The organism is Streptomyces sp. NPDC046866 (assembly GCF_040704625.1).
Taxonomy (GTDB): domain Bacteria; phylum Actinomycetota; class Actinomycetes; order Streptomycetales; family Streptomycetaceae; genus Streptomyces.
In genome coordinates, this window is the sequence record NZ_JBEYXN010000016.1 from 134908 (window position 1) to 158027 (window position 23120).

The 23120-nt window shown below is 74.8% G+C and carries 23 protein-coding genes; 16 read left to right on the forward strand and 7 right to left on the reverse strand.

Features of this window, described 5'->3' with window-relative positions; genetic code table 11:
- Positions 1–8: 8 nt before the first annotated feature.
- The 3 genes from AB0953_RS23025 to AB0953_RS23035 all read right to left on the reverse strand — a co-directional run bounded on the left by AB0953_RS23025 (position 9) and on the right by AB0953_RS23035 (position 3709).
- Positions 9–1841 carry a glycoside hydrolase family 15 protein gene (locus tag AB0953_RS23025; protein WP_366861406.1) on the reverse strand — a complete coding sequence of 611 codons (1833 nt, stop codon included), beginning with the start codon at positions 1839–1841 and terminating at the stop codon, positions 9–11.
- A gap of 133 nt (positions 1842–1974) precedes the next feature.
- Positions 1975–3009 (reverse strand): serine hydrolase domain-containing protein, encoded by a 1035-nt coding sequence (locus AB0953_RS23030; protein WP_366861407.1) that lies wholly within the window; start codon positions 3007–3009, stop codon positions 1975–1977.
- 85 nt (positions 3010–3094) lie between these two features.
- Positions 3095–3709 (reverse strand): hypothetical protein, encoded by a 615-nt coding sequence (locus AB0953_RS23035; protein ID WP_366861408.1) that lies wholly within the window; start codon positions 3707–3709, stop codon positions 3095–3097.
- Between the two features lie 134 nt (positions 3710–3843).
- Between AB0953_RS23035 and AB0953_RS23040 the strand changes: the two genes are divergently transcribed.
- Entirely contained in the window at positions 3844–4347 is a 504-nt protein-coding gene (locus AB0953_RS23040) for a hypothetical protein (protein WP_366861409.1), read from the forward strand.
- Between the two features lie 23 nt (positions 4348–4370).
- On the opposite strand, the gene AB0953_RS23045 is transcribed toward AB0953_RS23040, so the two are convergent.
- Positions 4371–5498, reverse strand: a complete 1128-nt coding sequence (locus tag AB0953_RS23045; protein ID WP_366861410.1) for a helix-turn-helix domain-containing protein — start codon at positions 5496–5498, stop codon at positions 4371–4373.
- Positions 5499–5553: 55 nt separating this feature from the next.
- Here AB0953_RS23045 and AB0953_RS23050 point away from each other — a divergent pair, with 55 nt between their 5' ends.
- The 3 genes from AB0953_RS23050 (at position 5554) to AB0953_RS23060 (ending at position 8476) form a co-directional block, all read left to right on the forward strand.
- Positions 5554–6855, forward strand: a complete 1302-nt coding sequence (locus AB0953_RS23050; protein ID WP_366861412.1) for an MFS transporter — start codon at positions 5554–5556, stop codon at positions 6853–6855.
- Positions 6856–6858: 3 nt separating this feature from the next.
- Positions 6859–8067: a Dot/Icm T4SS effector Zinc-dependent metalloprotease LegP gene (gene legP / locus AB0953_RS23055; protein WP_366861413.1), complete on the forward strand. Its 1209-nt coding sequence runs from the start codon at positions 6859–6861 to the stop codon at positions 8065–8067.
- A 64-nt stretch (positions 8068–8131) separates the two neighbouring features.
- Positions 8132–8476 (forward strand): YbaY family lipoprotein, encoded by a 345-nt coding sequence (locus AB0953_RS23060; RefSeq protein ID WP_366861414.1) that lies wholly within the window; start codon positions 8132–8134, stop codon positions 8474–8476.
- A 49-nt stretch (positions 8477–8525) separates the two neighbouring features.
- Here the strand turns inward: AB0953_RS23060 and AB0953_RS23065 are convergent, their stop codons facing one another.
- The 3 genes from AB0953_RS23065 to AB0953_RS23075 all read right to left on the reverse strand — a co-directional run bounded on the left by AB0953_RS23065 (position 8526) and on the right by AB0953_RS23075 (position 11997).
- Positions 8526–9536 (reverse strand): zinc-binding alcohol dehydrogenase family protein, encoded by a 1011-nt coding sequence (locus tag AB0953_RS23065; protein ID WP_366861415.1) that lies wholly within the window; start codon positions 9534–9536, stop codon positions 8526–8528.
- Positions 9537–9700: 164 nt separating this feature from the next.
- On the reverse strand, positions 9701–10681 hold the full coding sequence (locus tag AB0953_RS23070) for a hypothetical protein (RefSeq protein ID WP_366861416.1): 981 nt from the start codon (positions 10679–10681) through the stop codon (positions 9701–9703).
- A complete protein-coding gene (locus tag AB0953_RS23075; RefSeq protein ID WP_366861417.1) occupies positions 10678–11997 on the reverse strand; it encodes an FAD-dependent monooxygenase in 1320 nt (439 codons plus the stop codon). Before AB0953_RS23075 ends, AB0953_RS23070 begins: the two co-directional genes overlap by 4 nt.
- Before the next feature lie 437 nt (positions 11998–12434).
- Here AB0953_RS23075 and AB0953_RS23080 point away from each other — a divergent pair, with 437 nt between their 5' ends.
- The 12 genes from AB0953_RS23080 (at position 12435) to wecB (ending at position 23034) form a co-directional block, all read left to right on the forward strand.
- Positions 12435–12968 (forward strand): hypothetical protein, encoded by a 534-nt coding sequence (locus tag AB0953_RS23080; RefSeq protein ID WP_366861418.1) that lies wholly within the window; start codon positions 12435–12437, stop codon positions 12966–12968.
- A gap of 228 nt (positions 12969–13196) precedes the next feature.
- The gene (locus AB0953_RS23085) at positions 13197–13463 is read left to right on the forward strand and encodes a DUF6400 family protein (protein WP_366861419.1); all 267 of its coding nucleotides are present in this window, start codon (positions 13197–13199) and stop codon (positions 13461–13463) included.
- Positions 13450–13707, forward strand: a complete 258-nt coding sequence (locus tag AB0953_RS23090; RefSeq protein WP_366861420.1) for a hypothetical protein — start codon at positions 13450–13452, stop codon at positions 13705–13707. Before AB0953_RS23085 ends, AB0953_RS23090 begins: the two co-directional genes overlap by 14 nt.
- 91 nt (positions 13708–13798) lie before the next feature.
- Entirely contained in the window at positions 13799–14434 is a 636-nt protein-coding gene (locus AB0953_RS23095) for a hypothetical protein (protein ID WP_366861421.1), read from the forward strand.
- 106 nt (positions 14435–14540) lie between these two features.
- Positions 14541–14747, forward strand: coding sequence for a ferredoxin (locus AB0953_RS23100; protein WP_361908986.1), 207 nt, complete (start codon positions 14541–14543; stop codon positions 14745–14747).
- Positions 14740–16131 carry an FAD-dependent oxidoreductase gene (locus tag AB0953_RS23105; protein WP_366861422.1) on the forward strand — a complete coding sequence of 464 codons (1392 nt, stop codon included), beginning with the start codon at positions 14740–14742 and terminating at the stop codon, positions 16129–16131. The genes AB0953_RS23100 and AB0953_RS23105 overlap by 8 nt, the downstream gene beginning before the upstream one ends.
- A 34-nt stretch (positions 16132–16165) precedes the next feature.
- Positions 16166–17422 carry a cytochrome P450 gene (locus tag AB0953_RS23110; protein ID WP_366861423.1) on the forward strand — a complete coding sequence of 419 codons (1257 nt, stop codon included), beginning with the start codon at positions 16166–16168 and terminating at the stop codon, positions 17420–17422.
- A gap of 216 nt (positions 17423–17638) precedes the next feature.
- Positions 17639–18238: a DapH/DapD/GlmU-related protein gene (locus tag AB0953_RS23115; protein ID WP_366861424.1), complete on the forward strand. Its 600-nt coding sequence runs from the start codon at positions 17639–17641 to the stop codon at positions 18236–18238.
- 465 nt (positions 18239–18703) lie between these two features.
- Positions 18704–19879: a hypothetical protein gene (locus tag AB0953_RS23120; RefSeq protein ID WP_366861425.1), complete on the forward strand. Its 1176-nt coding sequence runs from the start codon at positions 18704–18706 to the stop codon at positions 19877–19879.
- Between the two features lie 8 nt (positions 19880–19887).
- Positions 19888–20646 (forward strand): WecB/TagA/CpsF family glycosyltransferase, encoded by a 759-nt coding sequence (locus AB0953_RS23125; protein ID WP_366861426.1) that lies wholly within the window; start codon positions 19888–19890, stop codon positions 20644–20646.
- Positions 20646–21902, forward strand: coding sequence for a nucleotide sugar dehydrogenase (locus tag AB0953_RS23130; RefSeq protein ID WP_366861427.1), 1257 nt, complete (start codon positions 20646–20648; stop codon positions 21900–21902). The genes AB0953_RS23125 and AB0953_RS23130 overlap by 1 nt, the downstream gene beginning before the upstream one ends.
- A 4-nt stretch (positions 21903–21906) precedes the next feature.
- Positions 21907–23034, forward strand: a complete 1128-nt coding sequence (gene wecB / locus AB0953_RS23135) for a UDP-N-acetylglucosamine 2-epimerase (non-hydrolyzing) (RefSeq protein ID WP_366861428.1) — start codon at positions 21907–21909, stop codon at positions 23032–23034.
- Positions 23035–23120: the final 86 nt, after the last annotated feature.

A 23120-nucleotide genomic window follows, 5' to 3' on the forward strand; every position in this document is an offset into this window, starting at 1 on the left:
GGGTGGCGTCAGGACTCCGCCCGGTCCAGCTCCTCGTCCAGGGCCATCGCCGCCGAGATCAGGGCCAGGTGGGTGAAGGCCTGGGGGAAGTTGCCCAGTTGTTCGCCCGTCGGGCCGATCTCCTCGGCGAACAGGCCGACGTGGTTGGCGTACGTGAGCATCTTGTCGAACGCGTAGCGGGCCATGTCGAGGCGGCCGGCGCGGGCGAGGGCGCTGACGTACAGGAAGGTGCACAGGGAGAAGGTGCCCTCCTCGCCGCGGAGGCCGTCCGGGGAGGCCTGGGGGTCGTAGCGGTGCACGAGGCTGTCGGAGACGAGGTCGGTCTCGATGGCGTCCAGGGTCGACAGCCAGCGGCGGTCCTTCGGGGAGAGGAAGCCGACGGTGGGCATCAGCAGCAGGGAGGCGTCGAGGACGTCGCCGTCGAAGTGCTGGACGAAGGCCTTGCGGCGGTCGCTGTAGCCGCGCTCCATGATCTGCTGGAAGACGGCGTCCCGCGCCGCGGTCCAGCCGGCCACATCGGCGGGCCGGGCCAGTTCGGCGGCCAGCCGGATGCCCCGGTCGAAGGCCGCCCAGCACATCAGGCGGCTGTAGGTGAAGTCGCGGCGGCCGCCGCGGGTCTCCCAGATGCCCTCGTCGGGCCGGTCCCAGGAGCGGGCCAGCCAGTCGAGGAGGTCGCTCAGGCTCCTCCAGCCGTCGTACCCGGCCAGCTGCGCGAGGTCGGAGGTGTGGCTGAGGGCGAAGACGGCCTCGCCGTAGATGTCGAGCTGGAGCTGCCCGGCCGCGCCGTTGCCGAGCCGCACGGGCGCGGAGCCGCGGTATCCCTCCAGGTGGCCGAGGACCTCCTCGTCGAGGTGCGGGTCGCCGTCGACCCGGTACATGATCTGCAGCGGCTCCCCGGTCACGGTTTGGGTCTTGTGGACGCGTGCCCCGAGCCAGCGCCGGAAGGCCTCCGCCTCGTCCTCGAGCCCCAGGTCGAGCAGGGCCTTCACCGACAGGGAGGCATCGCGCACCCAGGTGTAGCGGTAGTCCCAGTTCCGCTCCCCGCCGATCCGCTCGGGCAGGCCCATGGTGACGGCGGCGACGGGGGCGCCCGTCGGCGCGTACGTCATCAGCTTGAGCGTGATCGCCGAACGGTTGACCACCTGCTGCCACCGGCCCCGGTAGCGGCTGCGGCGCAGCCAGCGGTGCCAGTAGTCGTACGTGGCCAGGAAGGCGCGTCGGACGTACGGGGCGGTGAGCGGCTCCGGCGGTGCGGCGGCGGGGTCGTGGCAGACCGTCAGGACGGCTGCCGCCAGTTCCCCCTCCGCCAACTCCACCTCGCCGTCCACGCCCGGGCCGTCCGCCTGCGCCAGCCGGACCGAAGGGCCCACCACCTGGAGGTGGGCCGTGAGGTCGGGGCCGGTGAAGCGGGCCGTGTCCGGGCCGAGCGCGAGGGCGTGCGCGGCCCGCCCGTAGTCGAAGGCGGGCCGGCAGTCGATCCGGAACCGGATGCTGCCGCGGGGGACCCGCATGATCCGGAAGATCCGGTGCCGGTCGGCGGGGGCCTCCGCCTCGCCCACCGGCATGAAGTCGATGACCTCGCCGACGCCGTCCCCGGTCATGAAGCGGGTGACGAGGACGGCGGTGTCCGCCAGGTAGAGCTGGCGGGTGACGGTGCCGGGGGCCTCGGCGGTGAGGGCGAACCGGCCGCCCCGGTCGTGGTCCAGGAGGGACGCGAAGAGGCTGGGCGAGTCGAAGCGGGGGGCGCAGAACCAGTCGAGCACGCCCTCGGAGGAGACCAGCGCGGCCGTCCGGAGGTCCCCGATGAGCCCGTGGTCCCCGATCGGCGGATAGCGGCGCATCGCAGGTCGTCCCTTCGCCGGTCGTCCTCCGCGGGGCGGGCGCGTCCCCGCCTCCTCCCCTCACGCTACGGTCGCGGGCGCCGCCGGGCACCCGCTGCTCCCCCGCGCGCGGCGGGCCCGGCGGCCGCCGGCGTCACGCCTCCTGCAGGGTGCGCAGGAGGGCGAAGGCCGGGGTGTCCACCGAGCGCTGGGTGTTGCCCAGTGCCACGACGGCCACCCGCTTCTCCGGGTCGAACCCGACGAAGGAGGAGAAGCCGCCGGTGCCCCCGTTGTGCCAGACCTGGAGGTGGCCTCCCTGCCGGGCGTGCAGGCGGTGCGCCATCCAGCCGAGGTGGATCCACGCGAACGGGCCGGTGCGGTGCTCCACCTCGCGGCTGAGCCGGACCGCCTCGGCGAGCCCGGCCGGGGCGCCGCCCCACTGGGCCCGGAGGAACGCCGCCAGGTCGGTGGCGGTCGAGCGCAGCCCGCCCGCGCCGGCCAGGTCCGCGAGGTGCCATGGGCGGGCGGGGCGCCCGCGCCCGGTGTGGCCCTGGGCCAGGGCGGCCGAACGGCTGCCGGCAACGGTGACGGCGGTGTCGGCCATGCCGAGCGGGGCGCAGACCTCCCGGCCGACCAGGGCGTCGTAGTCCGTCCCGGCGCGGCGGGCGAGGGCGAGGCCGAGCAGGCCCGCGCCGAGGTTGGAGTAGCGGAACCGCTCCCCGGGCACCGCGCCCAGGCGGGTCCTGGCCAGACCGGACAGCAGGACGTCGGCGGTGCAGCCGGCGTAGGGGTCCGGCTTGGAGGGGCGCAGCAGGGCCGGGAGCATCATGCCCCTGGGCAGGCGCGGAAGGCCGGAGGTGTGCGTGGCCAGGTGGCGCAGGGAGACCTGCCGGCCTCCGCGCGACGGGACGACGGCCTCGGGCGGCAGCAGCGCCGCCAGCGGCTCGTCCAGCTCCACCGTGCCGGCCACGGCCAGCCGCGCGAGGACCAGGGCGGTGAACACCTTGGTCACCGAGCCGATCTCGAACAGCGTGTCGGGGCCGGGGGCGGCGGAGCCGGGGCCGGCGGTGCGTCCGGCGCCGTGGATCTCCACGTCGTCGCCGGCGATCGCGGCGACGACCGCGCCCACGTGCTGCTCGGCCAGCCGCTCGGCGGTCTGCCGGGCGAGGGCGGCGAGTTGTTGTTCCATGGCCGCCATTCTCGGCGCCGCAGGTGCGCCGGCTGCTGCGACCGGATGATGATTTCGCCGCCTGCGCGTCCGACCTGAGCAGGAGTCAGCCCTGCGCCGGTGCCGGCGCCGGGCGCTGCCGCCCCTGGGGCCGCTGCCGGTCCAGGGGGGCGAGGGCCAGGAGCAGCAGCAGCCCGCCGAGTGGCATGAGGTCCAGGTCGGCGGCCGTGACGGCGATACCCGCGACCACCAGCAGCGGTCGCCGGGCCGCGATCCGCCGCTGGGCCGCCAGCTGGGAGGTGAGCAGGACGATGCCGACGTGGAAGAGCAGCGGGCCTACGGTGTAGACGGCGGGTGTCACGCCCGGGTGGCTTCTGACGCCGTCGAACATGACGTCCATGGCCGCGCGGTCCGCGCAGAGGAACCCGACCACCAGGTCGATCACGGCCTGCGCCGTCACCGCTGCCGCTCCGAGCAGACCCGCGGCCGCCGCGGCGCCGGCGAAGACGCGGGCCGCCGGACCGCGGTCGGCCGCCGCCCACCGCCGCAGGCGCCACAGCGCCGGGACGAAGGCCACGACGGCGGCCAGCAGCGCGAGATGGCCGAGGCTCCAGGCGAAGCCGGGGCCGTGCGCGGGGTCGGTGAGGCGGATGACTCCGTAGGCCGTCAGGCAGAGCGGGCCGACGGTGAACCACGGCCACGGGCGGGGTGTGTTCGACATGGAAGGATCATCGTCCCGGCCGCCCGTCCCGGTCCTCGGGGAAGGCCCTGACGCACCCCTGAGCCGCCCCCGAGCCCCTGGCCGCCGGACCACAGGGCCGTCCCTCCCGTGCCGGTCGCCGGGATACTGGCGCCATGTACTTCGAGCAGGTGTTCACCCATGCCTGGCAGGACGACCCGTCGCAGCCCGGTGTCTCGGTCATCTCGGTGGCGTACGAGCCCACGGCGGCGGGCCGGAGATGGCTGCTGCTGGCCGCGCTGCCCCACTTCAGCGAGCTGGTGCCGTTCGACGACGCCGCCCAGGCCCGGGAGTTCGCCCGGGCCGTGCTGCGGCTCCCGGTCGCCGCCGAGCCGTACGAGCACGAGCTGGTCCTGTCGGACGAGGAGACCCGCTCGACGCCGTCGGGGCCGCGGCGGCAGGTGTGCACCGCGCAGCTGTCGGTCGGCCGCGACCCGGCCGACGGGCTGCGGCCGTACCTGGCCTACCAGTCGTACTACGGCTTCCCCGGCGACCCGGCCATGACCGGGCTGGGTCTGCAGGTGTGCTGCGCCGATGCCGACGCCGCCCGCCTCCGGGCCGAGGCCGGGCTGCTGCTGCGGGCGCTGGACGACGAAGGTCCGGGGCGCGGGACCGCCTGAGTAGGGCCGGGGCGGCGTCCCCGTCAGCGCTCCGGCGCCCCTGCCGGCCCCGTCGCTCCGCCGCCCCCGCCGGCTCCGTCCGCCGCAGCGGCCGTACCGGCCCCGTCGGCGGCGCCGCCCGCGCGGCCCGCGGTGAGCCCGTCTCCGAGCGGGCTGCGCCGGTAGAGCACCTGCCGCCCGTGGCGGGCCCGGGTGACCAGGCCGGCCGCGTACAGCACCCGCAGGTGCTGGGAGACGGCGCTCGGCGTGACCCGCAGCCGGCGCGCCAGCTCGACCGTCGCCAGCGGCTCCGCCAGCATGCGCAGCAGCCGGGCGCGCGGGGCGCCGAGCAGCAGCGCCAGGGCCGAGCCTCCGGCCGCCGAACTCCCGCCCCGCGGGCCGGCGGCGGGATCGTCCGCGGGCACCGCTGACCAGAGCGTCGCCACGCCGCGGCAGGGGTAGAGCAGTCCGGGCGGCTCCTGCGGGCCGACCGGCGGAGCGCACTTGTGGGCGAAGACGGAGGGCACGAGCAGCAGGCCCCGGCCCGAGGCCTCGGTGTGGTAGCCGCCGATGGTCCGGTGGATCCGCAGGACGCCGCGGCCCCCCTCGTCCTCCCAGCTCAGCTGTGGGTGCATGTCGGCGAAGAGCAGCCGGGCGCCGCCCCGGGCCAGCCGGCGGGCCCGGTAGGTCATGTCGGCCTCGGCCACCAGGCGGATCTGCGGCCAGAACGGCCGGACGGCGCGCTCCCAGTACCCGTGCAGGAGCGCGCAGACGGCATCGCGCAGGTCACTGACGGGCCCGTCGCCGCCGGCGGTGGCCGCGTGCAGGGGCGCGGGCAGCGGCTCCCCGCCGTATGCGGCCAGCAGGTCGCGGCGGACCACGTCGGGCGGGGTGGCGCGGACGACGGCCAGTTCGTCCTCGAAGGCCGGCTCGAAGGCCGCGGGCCGGGGCGTCAGGAAGTCGGGCAGCGTGAGGAGGTCGGTGACGAGGGCGGTCAGCAGGTCGCGGTCCAGGCCGGCCAGCCGGGGGCGGACCGTCCTGAGCCACGGCAGGTGCAGGGCGGAGATCCCCGGGTCGCGCAGCACCCGCAGGCTGAGCACGGTCTCGCCCAGCGGCGATACCGCGAACCGGGTGAGCGCCAGGTCCTCGACGCCGAGCTCGAAGCTGATCATTAAGCCGTACGCTACATCAGTTGGCAGGGCGCTGCCGCTGGCGTGGACTGCCTCCATGACCTCCCCGACTCCCGCTGCGGGCCCGGCTCCCGCGCGCCCGGCTCCCGCCCGCCCGCCGAGCCGCCGGCTGGTGCTCGTCCTCTCCGTGACCTGCGCCGTCGCCGTGGGGAACCTCTACTTCCCCCAGGCCATCGGACCGCTGATCGCCACCGGGCTGGACGTCCCGCCCGATGCGGCCTCCCTCGTGGTGACCGCCACCCAGATCGGCTACACCGCCGGGATGGTCCTGCTGGTGCCGCTCGGCGACCGGTTCCCCAACCGCCCGCTCCTGGTGGTGCTGCTCGCCCTCACCGGTCTGGCACTGCTGGGTGCCGGCTGCGCCCCGGCCCTGGCTCCGCTGGTCGCCGCGAGCGGGCTGGTCGGCCTGACCACGGTGGCCGCCCAGGTCATCGGGCCCATGGCCGCGGGGATGGCGGCGCCGGAGCGCCAGGGGGCCGTCATCGGCACGCTGCTGAGCGGCTCCACCGCGGGCATGCTGCTGGCCCGTACCTTCAGCGGGGTGCTCGGCGAGTGGCTGGGCTGGCGGGCCCCGTACCTGGTGGCCTCGGCGACGGCCCTGCTGCTGGCGGCCGTGATGGCGTACGCGGCCCCGCGTACCACCCCCTCGGAGTCGGCGGTCCGCCGCCCGTACGGGGAGTTCCTGGCGCAGCCCCTGCGGCTGCTGCTCGCCGAGCCGGAGCTGCGCCGCTCCTGCTTCTACCAGTCGGCCGTCTTCGCCGGGTTCTCGGCGGCGTGGACCAGCGTGGCCCTGCTGCTGACCGGACCCGTGTACGGCCACGGGGCCCAGGCGGTCGGCCTGCTCGCCCTGGTCGGCGGGGCCACCCTCGCGTGCACCCCGTACGTCGGCCGGCTGGTGGACCGGTACGGGCCCCGCCCCGTCAACCTGGTCTGCCTGCTGGGGGTGGTCGTCTCGGCCGGGGTCCTCGCCGCCGGCGCCCTCGGCGGCGCGGCCGGGCTGGCCGCGCTGACCGCGGGCATGCTGCTGCTGGACGTGGCCATGCAGGGCGGCATGGTCGCCAACAAGGCGCGGGTGTACGCCGTCCGGCCCGACGCCCGCAGCCGGCTCACCACCGCGTACATGACCTGCTCCTACCTGGGCGGAACGGCGGGGTCCTGGCTGGGGGTGCGCGCGTACGCCGCGTTCGGCTGGCCGGCGGTGTGCGCCCTGATCGCCCTGCTCGCGGCGGCCGCGCTCGTGCGGCATCGGTTCGGAGCAAATCGGGGCACCGCAGGCATGGATGACGGGCGGCAGGTGGAACGCATGGCCGTGACCCACCACCCCCCCGCACCGAGGTGAACGATGAACACACCCGCGCCGGAGCCGAAGCGCCGCACGAAGAAGACCGCCGCCACGAAGAAGACCGCCGCGAAGAAGACGGCCACGACCGCTCCCGCCGCGAGGAGCGCGAAGCCGGCCGAGAAGGCCTCCGCGACGGAGAAGGCACCGGCGGGCCGGAAAACCGCGTCAGGACCAGGGCGGGCCCGCAGTACCGGCGGCCGCCCCGTCGGAAGCGGCGAGCTGCGGTCCGGGCCCGCGGTCGGTACCGCGCTGGTCTCCGGCGAGACGTTCCGCACCAAGGGGCTGCCGTACGCCGACGTCGACGGGATGGCGGTGTTCGAGGGCGACATCGTCCTCGGCACCGTGAAGGAGCTGCAGAACGAGGCCTCCGCCGACCCGTCGCTGCTGGAATCGATCGGGATCCCGGGCCGGCAGTTCCGCTGGCCGAACGCCACCGTCCCCTTCGAGATCGACCCCGCCCTGCCCGACCCCCAGCGCGTCACCGAGGCGATCGCGCACTGGGAGGCGCACACGCGGATCCGCTTCGTGGAGCGCACGCCGGCGAACGCGGGACTCTTCCCGGACTTCGTCCGGTTCGTCCCGGGCGACGGCTGCTCGTCGATGGTCGGCCGCCAGGGCGGCCGGCAGCCGATCACCCTGGGCCCCCACTGCACGGCCGGCAACGCCATCCACGAGATCGGGCACACCGTGGGCCTGTGGCACGAGCAGAGCCGCGAGGACCGCGACCGGTTCGTCAAGGTGGTGTTCTCGAACATCGACCCGTCGATGCAGTTCAACTTCCTCCAGCACATCGCCGACGGCGACGACCTGGGGCCCTACGACTACGGCTCGATCATGCACTACCCGCCGACGGCGTTCGCGATCGATCCGGCCAAGCCGACCCTCGTGCCCCGGCAGCCGCTGCCCGCGGGCGTGGTGATGGGCCAGCGCACCGGGCTCTCGCAGGGCGACATCGACGGGGTGCACGCGCTGTACCCGGTGACGCGCGGGCTGCGGGCGCCGGCCGTGGAGGCCACGGCCCTCGGTTTCGGCAGCCCGTTCGCCCCGGCCGGCCCGCACCGTGCACCGGGCATGGCCGACGGCCCGTCCGACGGCATCGCCGAGCAGGTGCGCCGGCTCACCCAGCTCGTCGGGGAACTCCAGCTCAGCCACAACAGCCTGGTGTCCCAGCTCGGTTCCCTGTTCGCCGGCCGCACCGGACTGCAGTGATCCCGGCCGTCCCGTACGGCGGGGCCCCGGCCGCCGACGGGGCGGCCCGGGCGGGACGGCCCGGATGACGTCCGAGGTCACGGGATGGGTGGTGCTGCCCGCCGATGCGCCCGCCGTGGCCTGCGCCCGGGTCCTGGTGGAGGTCCGGGACGTGTCCCGGGCCGATGCGCCGTCCACGGTGGTGGGCTCGCAGCTACGGACGGGGGTGCGCCTGCGCCCGGGCGGACGTCTCCCGTTCGGCGTGCGGGTCCCGGACCTCGATCCCGCACGCTCATACGGGCTGCGCGTGCACATCGGCTTCTCGGCGGCGGGCGCCGTGGAACCGGGCGACCTGCTCACCACCCGGTCCCTGCCCGTGGTGCCCGGCTCCGCGGACGGGCTGCTCGCCCCCGTGGACCGGATCGACTGACCCGGCCGCCGGCCCGGCCCGGCGGGCCGCCCCCGCCGGGCCGGCCGCGTCAGGCGCCGGCGGCGGAGACCTGCGAGGCCCCCGCGGCGCGTGCCCCGCCGCCGGACGGCACGAAGACGATCCGGGAGCCGGAGGGCAGCGGGGACTGCCAGGCCTCCTCCACCTCGGACAGCGGCAGGGCGGTCACCTCCGTGGTCGGCTCCAGGGACGGCAGGTGGGCGAGCAGGTCGCGCAGGGCGGCGGCGCGGCGGGAGGCCGGGATCGACCCGAGGCCGCTGCCGCAGATGCTCACGTCCGCCTTGCGCAGCCAGGCGGACGGCAGGGTCATGTCGGGCCCGGCCGCCGAGCCGATCTGCACCCACCGCAGCGGCCGGGCGAGGTCCGTGCGGCGGCGCAGGATGCCGTCGAGCGCCAGCTCCGCGGGCCGGTCCCACAGGTAGTCCAGGACCACGTCCGCATCGGCGGCCGCGGAGCCGAAGGCGGCCGCGATCTCCTCGTCGCTGCCGTCCAGCGCGACGGTGCGGTCGGCGCCGAGCCCGCCCAGCGCCTGCAGGGCCCGCGGGTCGCGGCCGGCCGCGACGACCTCGGCGGCGCCCTGGTCGCGGGCCAGGCGGACGGCGGCCCGGCCGGCGTTCCCGGTGGCGCCGAGGACGAGGACGGATTCGCCCGGGCGCAGCCGGGCCCGCTCGCGCAGGGCGATCCAGGCGGAGGAGGCGGGGTTCATGGCGGCGGCGACCGCGACCGGGTCGAGGCCGTCCGGTACGGGCATCAGGGCGGCAGCCGGTACGGCGAGGCGCTCGGCCATCGTGCCGCGCGGGGGCTCGGTGGCCGGGACGTAGACGAGTGCGCCGTCCGCGGTGCGGCCGACCCCGTCGAAGCCGGGGGTCAGCGGCAGGGCGTCGCCGCCCGTGTAGTGGCCGCCCGAGGCGAACGAGCGCACCAGCGGGTAGAGCGCCGCCGCGAGCATCTCGACGAGGACCTCGCCGGGTTCGGGGACGGGCTCCGGCACGGACTCGTACCGGGGCGGCTGCCCCAAGGCGTGGACCACAGCTGCGTACATGAACCGGCCCCCAAACGGGTGTGAAAGGCGGTGGGACTCTTCGGGCGGCATGAGCCGTTCCGATTGTGACGGCCGCAGGCCGGGCGCGGAGGGTGCGCCACGCGGGGGCCCCGGTGCGATGCAGGGACGGTGCCGGATGCGGAGCCGCGTGCCGTGCGGCGCCGTCAGCCGCCGCTCGCGAGGTCCTGCGTGGCGGGCGCGCGGACGAAGTCCGTCAGGGAGACCGTGTAGTCGCCCCGCTCGGGCCGGTAGGCGGTGCAGTACCGGGTGGGGTACCAGCCCGGTACTTGCCAGGACTTCGGCTGGGGCACCGCCTCGCAGGTGCGGTGCGGGGCGGGCCCGGTGCGCTGCTGTTGGAGGAAGTCCTTGGTGAGCATGGGCTCCAGGAAGACGATCCGGCCCGCGTAGGCCCCGTAGATGAAGGTCTGGCCGCTCAGCGTGCCCGTGGTCGGCGGGCGGCTGTCGAGGTGGGCGCCCATGGCGCCCTCGGCGGTCTGCGGGCTGCTCGCGGGGTAGCCCGCCGGCAGGTAGGCGGCGGGGACGGGCTCGCCGGCCGCGTTCAGCTGGTCGCACGCGATGAGCAGGGCGCACCCGCCGGTTCTGATCTGCGCGCGCTCCTCCTGCGGGACGAGGTAGAAGTGCACGTCGAAGTGGGGGACGTCGTACCGTCCGTGCGGGTTGTGGCCGTACGGGTTCCAATTGAACAGCGCCCACCGGAAGGGGAGTTCCGTCGAGGCGGACCGGGCGTCGGGCAGGGCGAGCTCCCGGCTGTGGCCGCCGACGCATTCGTGCATGCCGTCGATGCGGGCGTCGCCGTCCGCGTCGTAGCAGTGCCTGCCGTCGGTGGGGGCGGTGGGCAGGCCGGTGAGGGCGGCGGCGGTCAGGGAGACGCCCAGGGCCCGGGGGTGCCCGCCGGCGTACTCGGCGTAGGTTCTCACGGTGCCGTGGCCCAGGGCGGCGGCCGGGCCCCACCGGGTGCAGGCGGCCGCGCCGGCGGGGGCGGCGGCGCAGTCGGGGAGCCGGGCGGCCGATCCGGCGGAGGGGCGGGCGGCCGGCGGCTGGAGGAGGGCGGGCACGAGCGCCGCCAGCAGGGCGACGGAGGCCAGCCCTGCGGCGGCGGGAGGGCGTATGCGGAAGCCGTTCATGCGGGGACGCTCCAGGAGGTACGTGCGTTGAGCTCCGCGGCGTCCGTGCCGGTGACCTGGCGGGTGCAGGACTTGATGCCGTCGAGCCGGTCGGCCGGCAGGACGTGGCGGATGTCGAGGAAGCCGTTCGGGGCGAGGGCCTCCACCTGGCGGAGCAGCGGGTCGGGTTCGAGGCGGCGGTGGGCCGCGAGCAGGCTGGTGGTGTGGGGCCGGCGGGCGGCCTCGTAGCGGGCCAGGGCCTCGTCCACGTCGTGGTGGGCGAGCTCGTACGCCAGGACGCGGGCGTCGACGACGGCCTGCGAGGCGCCGTTGGAGCCGGTGGGGTAGACGGGGTGCGCGGCGTCGCCGAGCAGGACGGCGCGGCCGTCGGTCCAGGAGGGCAGCGGGTCGCGGTCGATCATCGGGTAGAGGCCGATGCGGGGGGCGGCGGCGACGATGCCGTGGAGGTCGAGGAAGTCGCTGCGCCAGCCGTCGATGTGGGCGAGGACGTCCTCGGGGGGCACGGTGCGGTCCCAGTCGGCGCCGGTGGCGTCCGCCGCGTCCGCGCCGGGTTCGGTGCCGGGGCCGGTGCCGTGGCCGGTGCGGCTCTCCACCACCCAGTTGAGCAGGCACCGTCCGTCGCGGTCCGGCCGGGAGACCGCGTAGACCACGGCCTTCACCCGGGAGTTGCAGCCGAGGATGACCATGGTGCGCCCGTCGAGGAAGGGCGGTCCCTGGGTGACCCCGCGCCACATGGATATGCCGTTGTGCAGGGGCGGCCCTTCGTCGGGGTACATCGCGGCGCGCACGGTCGAGTTGATGCCGTCGGCGCCGATGAGCAGGTCGCAGGCGAAGGGTTCGGACTCCCCCGCCACGTAGGCCCGTACGCGGGGGCGTCCGGGCACCTGGTCCTGCTCGTAGCGGACCATGCGGCGGCCGGTCAGCAGCGCGCCGGGCCCGAGCCGGTCCCGGACCGCCGCCAGCAGCAGGTCCTGGAGGCGGGCGCGGTGCACCGAGTACTGGGGCCAGCGGTAGCCCGCGGCCCGGCCGCGGGCCTCCGACCATATGAGGCCGCCGTAGCGGTGGTGGTACTGGAGCCGCGTGGTGGCGACGGCGACCGCGTCGAGCGCCTCGGCCAGACCGAGTTCGGTGAGTTCCCGTACGGCGGCCGGCTGCAGGTTGATTCCCGCGCCGACGGCGCGCATCTTCGGGCAGGATTCCAGGATCACGACATCGTCCAGGCCTGCCGCATGAAGACTCAAGGCGGTTGTCAGGCCGCCGATTCCGGCACCGGCGATCACGATACGCGGAGATTTCCTTCTGTCGTACCGCGACATTCTCACCACCTCCTGGGGAAGACCCTTCCGCCACAGGTCCCGTATCCCTTAGGGGGTCCGGCCGCGGCACGGGAGAACTCAAAGGTGCGCAGGTCAACGACTTTTGCTCACCCATTCAGAGTAGGGCCGAATGCCGCCTGACGGGTGACATGGCTTTAATCGGGTGTCGGCAACAGAAAGGCTGCGACATGCATCCCGTGACGTTCGAACCGTGCGACGTCCAGCGGCTCCAGCATGCTGTTGACTACGCCCTCCACGCCTCCAACAAATCACTGGACGCTCTCCTCCCCCCCTGGATTCCGGGAGATCTCAAACGGGAACTCAAGAGCGGATGCGTCGTTTCGCATTGCGCAACGCTACTGTTCCCGGAAACGGTCGAGTCCGCTCTCGAGTACTTCGAGGAAAACGGCTGGCGCGCCTCGACCACCATACCGAGCGTGCTGGTCAAGCGCCGTCTGGTGGAGCGCCATTGGCTGCCGGACGATGCGGACATACGGGTGACGCGGCTGCGCGTCACCACCGAACCGGCGCCGGAGGTGGAGGTCTTCCTCTTCCCGCGCTGCAGCCCCGGCTACAAGGACGACGTGAGCGCGCAGGAGCGCGTCCACGGCTTCGAGAACCACGTCGGCCTGTTCATGGCCGAGGCCGAGGAGGCCGCCCTCACGCGCCTGGCGGACCGGCTGGAGACCGCCGGCCGGATGGTCTACGAGGGCTCGGCCCACAACCCGCACGAGAACACCACGATGCTGTACTTCGCGCCCAGCGCACCCGTGGCCCGGACCCGGCGCCGCTTCCCCCGCTGGGAGCTGCAGTGCGCGGGCGACCTGACGGCCTGCGCCGCCCGTCGCGAGATCCGGACCCGGGCGCTGCTCCAGGCGTACGAGGCGCTCAAGGCGAACCACGTCGACGGCGGCGTGATCCGGTCCGTCTCCGCGGTGCGGCGCGTACCCGTGTCGGCGCCGAGGCTCTGACCGGCCCGGCCGCAGGACCCGGCCGCCCGGGCCGTCCGTGGGCGGGCGGGACCCCCGGCCGTACGAGGCCGGTGCGGCCCCCGGCCGTCCGGCCCCGGTGCGGGAGCACCGGCCGTACGAGGCCCGGTGCGGGACCACCGGGCCTCCGGCCTGCTGTGACCCCGCCCCGCTGTGACCCTGCCCACCTCCCCTTGACCGGGGAGAGAAGGCATACCTAAGTTCCTGAGCATGGCCCCCCACGACCAGACCCCCGGCTCCGGCACCCCGCTGGTCGCCTTCGACGTCGACCTCACCGCGCAGGAGCTGCAGCGCCGCGCCCAGGTCCTGGCCGCCCTCGGTCCGCAGTGGGACCCCGTCGAGGTGCTGCGCGGCGAGGAAGCCGCCCACGCCCTGCTGTACTCCGGCCTCGACGCCGACCAGCAGCGCATCCACGCGGAGCTGGTCGCGGCGGGTGTGCTGCCCCCGCGCGAAGGCGGCGGCCGTGCTGCCGCTTGACCCGCAGGCCGACCGGGGCCGCCGCGCCTGGGTGGCCTGTCCGAACTGCGACGACCGGCAGGGCTGCGACCCGTGCGCGGCGCAGCGGACCTGCGCGCGGCACTGGCGCTACCTGCTGGCGAACACGGGCAGCCTGCTGCACCTGCAGTGCCCCTCCTGCACGCACGTCTGGGTGCACGAGAGCGGCTTCGGGGCGACCCGTTCCCCATGGGAGCCCGTTCCCCGCGCGGTACCCGGGCACTGACCCGCCCGGCCGGGCCGGCGCGCGGCACCCCACGTCACCCGGGCGGCCGGTTCCGCTGGCCGGGGCCCGCCCCGGCAGGCTTGCTGGGGGCATGGGACAACGCGCGCCGGGTGGCTCCCGGACCATCGATCCGGGCACTCCGAAGGCCGCCGGCCTGGCGGGCGTCGTGTTCGCCGTGCTGCTGGCGGCGGCGATCGTGCTGGTCCGGATCTCCCTGCCGACGGGGGCGGGCGGGGAGCACGTGGCCGTCGCCCCGGGCCGCCGGGCCGCACTGGACTGGGCCGTCGAGCTCGTCCCGTTCGCCGGTATCGCCTTCCTGTGGTTCATGGGGGCGCTGCGCGAGCACACCGGGGACGCCGAGGACCGCTTCTTGGCCACCGTCTTCCTCGGCAGCGGGCTGGTCTTCGTCGCCTGCCTCTTCGGCGCGGCCGCCGCGGCGGGCACGGTGCTGGCGGCCGACCAGCCGCAGGACTTCGGCCGCCACTACGCGTACACGCTGCTGACCGCGTACGGCATGCGGATGGGCGCCGTCTTCGTCATCGCGACCTCGACCATCGGGCACAGGCTCGGGGTCTTCCCCCGGGTGCTGAGCCTGCTGGGGTACGCGGTCGGGCTGGTGCTGCTCGCCCTGGGCTCCTCCGTGCCCTGGGCGGAACTGGCGTTCCCCGCCTGGGCCCTGGCCGTCAGCCTCTACGTGCTGCGCGCGGCCCGCCGGCCCACCGCCTAGCGCTCGCCGCGCTCACCCCAACGGCCGCCCAGGACGGGCCCCGGGCCGCCGCCGACCGCACGCTGGCCGGGAAGCCCCGGGGGACCACCGAAAGGACCGCACCTTGCTGAGGCTTGTCGTCGATCTGAACCGATGCCAGGGGTACGCGCAGTGCGCCTTCCTGGCGCCCGACGTGTTTGCGATGCACGGGGACGAGGGGCTGCTGTACGACCCGGAGGCCGAGGCCGCCCAGCGCGAGCGGGTGGCCCAGGCAGCCGCGGCCTGCCCCGTCCAGGCGATCCTCGTGGAGGAGCTGGAGGCGCGCGATGCCTGACACGGCGCTGGAGAACCTGAGGCAGGGCGGCCGGATCGTCATCGTGGGCGCGTCGCTGGCCGGGCTGCGGGCGGCCGAGACCCTCCGGGAGAAGGGCTTCAAGGGCTCCCTCACCATGATCGGCGACGAGCCCCACGAGCCGTACGACCGGCCTCCCCTGTCCAAGCAGGTGCTGCTGGGCAAGGCCCGCGCCGAGCACACCGCCCTGCCCCGCCGCCGCGCGGTCGACGCGCAGTGGCGGCTCGGCGTGGCGGCCACCGGCCTGGACATGGCGGCCCGCCGGGTCAGACTGGCCGACGGCGAGGAGGTCGGCTACGACCGGCTGCTGATCGCCACCGGCGTGCGGGCGCGGCCGTGGCCGAACGAGGCGGAGGGCGAGCTCGACGGCGTGTTCGTGCTGCGCACCCGCGACGACGGGGCGGCGCTGGCCCAGCGGCTGGACGCCGGGCCGCGCCGGGTGCTGGTCATCGGGGCCGGGTTCACCGGGTCGGAGATCGCCTCCGCCTGCCGGGAGCGCGGGCTCGAGGTCACCGTCGCCGAGCGGGCCGACGCGCCGCTGGTGGGCGCGCTCGGCGGGGTCATCGGGGCGGTGGCCGCCGAACTGCAGCGCGAGAACGGGGTGGACCTGCGCACGGGGGTCATGGTGACCGGCCTGGAGGGCGACTCCACCGGGCGGGTCCGGTCCGCGCACCTGTCGGACGGCACCACGCTGGAATGCGACGTGGTGGTCGTCTCGCTGGGCGCGCAGCGCAACACCGAGTGGCTGGCCGGCTCCGGGCTGGGCGCGGGGCCGCGCGGCATCGCCTGCGACGCGGGCTGCCGGGCCTTCGACATCCGGGGCATCGTCACCGACGACGTCTACGTGGCCGGCGACGTCGCCCGCTCCCCGCACCCGCTGTTCGGCTACCAGTTCCTGTCGCTGGAGCACTGGGGCAACGCCGTCTCCCAGGCGGAGACCGCGGCCCACAACATGCTCAGCGACAGCACCGACCGGCGCCCCCACCTCTGGGTCCCGGCCTTCTGGTCGTCCCAGTTCGGCGTGAACATCAAGTCCGTCGGCGTGCCGTCGATGGGCACCGAGATCATGATCACGCAGGGTTCGCTCGGCGAGCGCCGGTTCACCGGCGTGTACGGGTACCAGGGCCGGGTCATCGGCGCGGTCACCTTCGACAACGCGCGCTGGCTGGAGTTCTACGAGCGGCAGATCGAGACGACCGCGCCGTTCCCGCCGCCGTTCACCAACGTCGACCGGCGCGCCGAGGGGGCCCGGCCCGTGCCGGCGGACTTCCCCGACCCGTCGGTTCCCACGCACGGGCCGACCGTGACGCTCAGCGGATACTCGCCGGCCGACCGGCGGTTGACGTTCACCCCCGCCGGGCACTGACCGCCCCGCACGCCCGCTCCCGGAGGACCCGCCCATGAAGCAAGGCATCCTGACCCAGATCCTGGACTACGAGAACCGCGCGAACCCGTACCCGCTGTACGAGGAGCTCCGCAGGACGCCGGTCTACCACGACGGGGAGGGCCCGTACGTGGTCAGCACCTACCACGAGATCAAGAGCCTGCTGCACGACCCGCGGCTCAGCTCCGACGCCCGCAACCGCACCGCCTCCGGCGGCGACCCGCTGGCCGACGACGAGGAGGAGGGGGCGCTGCCGCCGAGCTTCCTGAAGCTGGACCCGCCCGAGCACGACCGGCTGCGCCGGATGACCAACCGGCCCTTCGGGCCGCCGCACTCCCCGCACCGGATCGAGGGGATGCGCGACGACCTCCGGGGCATCGTGAAGGGGCTCATCGACGGCCTCGGCAACGGGGCCGGCGGGAACACCGCCGGCACCGAGCGCATCGACCTGGTCGACCAGTTCTCCTACCCGTTCCCCGTGACCATGATCTGCCGGCTGCTCGGGGTGCCGCGGGAGGACGAGGCCCGCTTCCACGTGTGGGCCGACACGCTGGCGGCGAGCCTGGACCCCGATCCGGACGCGGATGCGGCCGAGCGGGCGAAGACCACGCACGACGCCCGCATGGAGCTGGGCATGTACCTGGCCGGGCTGATCGAGGAGCGGCGCAAGAACCCGGGCGACGACATGCTGTCGCAGCTGGCGGCCGGGCACGGCCCGGACGAGTCGATGTCCACCATGGAGCTGCTGAGCACCGCGGCGCTGCTGCTGATCGCCGGGCACGAGACCACCGTCAACCTGATCACGAACGGCATGCTGACGCTGCTGCGCCATCCGGACGTGCTCCAGCGGTTGCGGGCCGAGCCGGGGCTCGCGGTGCCGCTGGTGGAGGAACTGCTGCGGTTCGAGCCGCCGGTCCAGCTGCTGCCGCAGCGCACCCCGCTGGTCGACATGGAGGTGCGGGGCGTCACCATCCCCAAGGGCGCACCGATGTGGCTGGTGCTGGCGGCCGGCAACCGGGACCCGCAGCGGTTCGAGAACCCCGACCGCTTCGACCCGGACCGCAAGGACATCCAGCACCTGGGGCTCGGCAGCGGCATCCACAGCTGCTTCGGTGCGCCGCTGGCGCGGCTGGAGGCGCAGCTCGCGCTGAGCGAGCTGGCGCGGCGGCTGGAGAACCCGCGGCTGCTGGAGGATCCGCCGCCGTACCGCCGGAACGCGGTGCTGCGGGGCCCGCGCCACCTGATGATCGCCTGCGACGGCATCCGGCCCTGAGCGGCGGGCGGCGCTGCCGGGTCGCGGCAGCGCCGCGGGGCGCCGGCGCGTCCGCTGCCCGGCCCGACGGCGTACGCGCCGCCGCCTGCCGCCACGTCCGGTTCCCGGCCGGTCCGTTGATCCGGCGGGTGGGACGGGCCGGCGGCGCATATGCTCCGGGCGTGCGCCGCAGCGGCGCGCGTGACCGAACGCCTCGCGAGCCGTAAGGGGACCGCCGTGAGTGTCCGCATCCAGCCCTCCTCCCAGGTCGACGACACCGCCCAACTCGGGGAGGGGACCACGATCTGGGATCTGGCGCAGATACGGGAGGAGGCCCGGCTCGGGCGCGGCTGCATCGTCGGGCGGGGTGCGTACGTCGGTCCGGGGGTGCACATCGGGGACCACGTGAAGCTGCAGAACTACGCGCTCGTGTACGAGCCCGCGGTCCTCGGCGACGGGGTGTTCGTGGGGCCGGCCGCCGTGCTGACCAACGACTTCTATCCGCGGGCGGTCGACCCGGACGGCCGGCTCAAGCGCGGGGACGACTGGGAGGCCGCCGGCGTGGTGGTCGGCGAGGGGGCCTCGCTGGGGGCCCGGTCGGTGTGCGTGGCCGGGGTGCGCGTGGGGCGGTGGGCGCTGGTCGCGGCGGGCGCGGTCGTCTCCCGGGACGTGCCGGACTTCGCGCTCGTGGCGGGGGTGCCCGCCCGGCGGATCGGCTGGGTGGGCCGGGCCGGGGTGCGGCTGGTGGAGTGCGAGGGGCGGCCGGGCGTGTGGGAGTGCCCGCGCACCGGTGCGCTGCACGAGGAGAAGGACGGATCGCTGGTCGAGCTGGCCTGACACCGGCCGGACACCGCCCGGACACCGGCCCGGCACCGGCCCGCGCACCGACCTGACGGTGCGTCGGAATTTGGGTCACCGGCATTTCCTCAAAACCGCAATCAACGAACATCCTTGGGCATACCTTGTCCGTGTACACGGGATCTGAGCAGGCAACAGGCTTGGTTCAGTGGGGGGTTGTACACGACGGGGCATCGCTGGGGGGATCCAGTGGGCGGCCCCGGACGGCTCGTGCCGCAGGAGGATCACACCGCCGGTACGTGCGCGCCGTCGTGCGCCGTGCGCAGCACGGCGCGGTCGTGTCGTGCACCGTCACGCGCAACGCGCACGTCGTGGGCGCACCCCCTGCCGGACGCCGCCGCCCGCCGTGTCCCAGGAGCGATCAGAGGGGGTAGGTGTGTTGGAGCCGTGCAGCTCGGACATACGGGGTGCGCGCAGTGCGCGGGGGGCAGGGGTGGGGGCCCGGTGACCGCGACCGCCGCACGATTAGGAGCACTGGCCCAGGAGGACCCGCCGCTGCACGCGCTCGCCGAGCGGCTGCTCGCGCTGGCCGAGGCGGGCCTGCCCGAGATGTACGTGCCGGGGGCCGACACCTTCGTGTTCACCCGGGCGGGCAGGATCGCCCGCGACGGCACCCGCCGGGTGGAGCGGCGCGGGACCAGCACCCGGTACGCGGCCATCACCGCGCTCGGCGCGCGGTTCCTGCCCGAGGACCGGCAGCGTGCCGTGCTCGGCGGACACTCCGCCCAGGAGTTCACCGGGCTGCTGGTGGAGCGGCTGCCCGCAGTGCCCAATCTCGGTGACGCGGCGCTGATCGCCTGGGCGGCCGCCGAGACCGGCCATCCCAAGCTCGCGGACGCCCTCGCCCGGGTCGCCGCGCTGGACGTGCCCGACCGGCCGCAGTACACGGTCGAGGCGGCCTGGGTGCTCTCCGCCCTCGCCGCGGCGCGGAACTCGGCGGACGTCGAGTACCGCCTGGCGGCCGCACGCGACCGCCTGCTGGCGGCCAGGACGCCCAGCGTGCCGCTCTTCGCACACGCCACCGGCCCGGGGCTGGTCCCCGGATACCGCTCGCACGTGGCCTGCTTCGCCGACCAGACCTATCCCCTCCAGGCGCTGGCCCGGCTGCACGCGAGCGGCACGGACCCGCAGGCCCTGGAGGCCGCCGACGCCTGCGCCGCCCGGATCTGCGCCCTGCAGGGGGACGGCGGGCAGTGGTGGTGGCACTACGACTCCCGCACGGGCGGCGTGGTGGAGGGCTACCCGGTGTACAGCGTGCACCAGCACGCCATGGCGCCGACCGCCCTGTTCGACCTGGCCGAGGCGGGCGGCACCGACTTCGGGGCCGCGATCCGGTGCGGCCTGGCGTGGATGGTGCAGGTGCCCGAGCTGCAGGGGCCCGACGGCGCTCCGCGCGAGCCCATGATCCGCGAGGACTACGGCGTCACCTGGCGCAAGGTCTACCGCGGCGACCCGGCCAAGGCGGTACGGGCCGCCCGCGGGCTCACCACGCGGGTGGCCCCGCAGGCCCGGCTGGCCCCGCTCGACCGGGTCTTCCGGCCGCTCGCGGTGGACCGCGAGTGCCGGCCGTACGAGTTCGGCTGGATGCTCCACGCCTGGCTCGGGGGGTTGGACGGATGAGCCGACGCGTGTCCTTGTTCGGGGTCACGCTCGACGCCCTGACCATGGACGAGACCGTGCAGCGCTGCCTGGAGGCGGTGCGGCGCGGGGAGCAGATCGAGATCGGCATGGTGAACGCCGCCAAGCTGGTCAACATGCGGCGCGACCCGCGGCTCGCCGCGGCGGTCGCCGGCTGCGACCTCGTACTGGCCGACGGCCAGGCCGTGGTGTGGGCGGGCCGCGTCCTCGGCGTCCGGCTGCCCGAACGCGTGGCGGGGATCGACCTGTTCATGCGGCTGCTGGCCGCGGCCGAGTCCGCGGGCATCCCCGTCTACCTGCTCGGCGCCCGCCAGGACGTCCTGGAGCTCATGCTCCGCCGCATCGCCGAGCGGTTCCCGGCGCTGCGGGTGGCCGGCAGCCGCAACGGCTACTTCGAGGACTCCGAGCAGGGGCCGGTCGCCGACGCGGTCGCCGACAGCGGCGCGCAGCTGCTGTTCCTCGGGATGACCTCCCCCAAGAAGGAGATCTTCACCGCCGGCTACGGCAAGCGCACCGGCGCCCACGTGGTGCACGGCGTCGGCGGCTCCTTCGACATCCTGGCCGGCATCACCAGACGGGCCCCGCAGCTCTGGCAGCGCCTGGGGCTCGAATGGTTCTACCGGGCCCTGCAGGAGCCGCGCCGCCTCGGCAAGCGCTACGCCACCACCAACACCGCCTTCCTCCTCATGACCGTCCGGGAGCTCATCCGCCGGACGCCGTCTGCCGGTTCCGCGAACAGGAGTCACTGATGCGCGTCGTCGTCGTGGGACAGGGATACGTAGGCCTCCCGCTGGCCATCAGGGCCGCGGAGGTCGGACACCAAGTGATCGGCTACGACGTCGACGCGCGGCGGGTCAAGAGCCTCGCCGCCGGGGAGTCGTACGTGGAGGACGTCTCCTCCGAGCGGCTGGCCCGCGCCCTGCAGCGCGGCACGTACCGGCCCAGTGAACTGGCGCGGGACTGCGGCGGCTTCGACGTCGCGGTCGTCACCGTCCCGACCCCCTTGCAGGACGGCGCCCCGGACCTGCGCTACATCGAGGAGTCGGCGCACACCCTGGCCCGGTTCCTGCGGCCGGGTGCGACGGTCGTGCTGGAGTCCACCACCTACCCCGGCACCACCGAAGAGCTGTTCGGCACCATCCTGGAGGACGGCTCGGGCCTGAGCGCCGGGGCCGACTTCCACCTCGGCTACAGCCCCGAGCGGATCGACCCCGGCAACACGGTGTGGGGCTTCCAGCAGACGCCGAAGGTGGTCTCCGGTGTCGACGCGGCCTCGCTGAAGGCGGTGGAGGCCTTCTACGGGGAGCTCGTCGACACCACCGTGCCGGTGCGCTCGCCCAAGGAGGCCGAGCTCGCCAAGCTGCTGGAGAACACCTTCCGGCACGTCAACATCGCCCTCGTCAACGAGATCGCCATGTTCGCCCGGCACCTCGACATCGACGTCTGGCAGGCCATCGAGGCGGCGTCCAGCAAGCCGTTCGGCTTCATGAAGTTCACCCCCGGCCCCGGGGTCGGCGGGCACTGCCTGCCGATCGACCCGTCCTACCTGTCGTGGCGGGTGCAGCGCGAACTCGGCCAGAACTTCCGCTTCGTGGAACTGGCCAACGACATCAACAACCACATGCCCGAGTACGTCACGCGCCGCGTCATCGACGCGCTGAACGACAGGCGCCGCTCGGTCAACGGCTCGCGGATCCTGCTGCTGGGGCTCGCGTACAAGAAGAACACCGGCGACGCCCGGGAGTCGCCGTCCGCGCGCATCGCCCAACTCCTGCTGGACATGGGGGCCAAGGTGCGCGCGGCCGACCCGCACGTGGTGGAGAGCGTGGAGGTCGACGCCCGGCTCACCCGGGTCGAGCCCACCCGCAAGGAGCTCTCCGCCGCCGACGTGGTCGTCCTGCTGACCGACCACGACTCCTTCGACTACGCGATGGTCACCGAGCACGCCTCGTTCGTCCTCGACTGCCGCAACCGGATGTCCGGACCCACCGTGGAGGTGCTCTGACCCCATGCCCCGGATCGTCTGCGTGGCCGGAGCACGGCCCAACTACATGAAGATCAAACCGGTGATGGACGCACTGGAGCGGCACGGCGCCGAGGTGGTGCTCGTCCACACCGGCCAGCACTACGACGCCTCCATGAACGACGTCTTCTTCCGCGACCTCGGCATCCGCCCGCCCGACCGGTACCTGGGCGCCGGGTCCGGCACCCACGCCCAGCAGACCGGCCGGGTGATGGCCGCCTTCGAGCCGCTGCTCGGCGAACTGGCCCCGGACGCGGTCGTGGTGGTCGGCGACATCAACTCCACGCTGGCCTGCGCCCTGGTCACCGCGAAGGCGGGCCCGCTGCTCGCGCACGTGGAGGCGGGCCTGCGCAGCCGGGACTGGAGCATGCCGGAGGAGGTCAACCGGGTCGCGACCGACCGGGTCAGCGACTACCTGCTGGCCCCCTCCCCCGACGCGGCCGCGAACCTGCGCTCGGAGGGGTACCGGGAGGACCAGGTCCACGTCGTCGGCAACGTCATGATCGACACGCTGCTGGCCAACCTGGACCGGGCCCGGGCCAACGACGCGCTCGAGCGCCACGGGCTGGCCCGGGGCGGGTACGGCCTGGTCACCCTGCACCGGCCGGCCAACGTCGACGACCCCGACGCCCTGCGCGGGCTGCTGAAGGCCCTCGGCGAGGTCGCCGGCCGCTGCCCGCTGCTGTGGCCGGTGCACCCGCGGACCGCCGACCGGCTGGCCGAGGCCGGCGTGCCCGGCGGGATCCGGCTCGTGCCGGCCGCCGGGTACCTGGACTTCATCGCCCTGCAGGACGGCGCCCGCCTGGTGCTCACCGACTCCGGGGGCGTCCAGGAGGAGACCACCGCGCTGGGCGTGCCCTGCGTGACCCTGCGGGAGAACACCGAGCGGCCGATCACCGTCGAGGAGGGCACCAACGTCCTCGCGGGCACCGACCCGGAGCGCATCACCGCCACCGTGCACCGGGTGCTCGACGACCCGCCCGCGCCGCGCTGCCCCGAGCTGTGGGACGGCCGCGCGAGCGAGCGCATCGCCCGGGTCCTGCTCGACGGCGGGAGCGCGCGGACCCGGCTGCGGCCCACCGACCTGGCGCCCCGGGCGCACCGCGCACCGTAGGGCCGTACGACTGCAAGACCGCACCACACCGCAACCACCGCAATGAAACAGGGCGGCGGCGCTCCGCCCGGGGCGCCGCCGCGAGG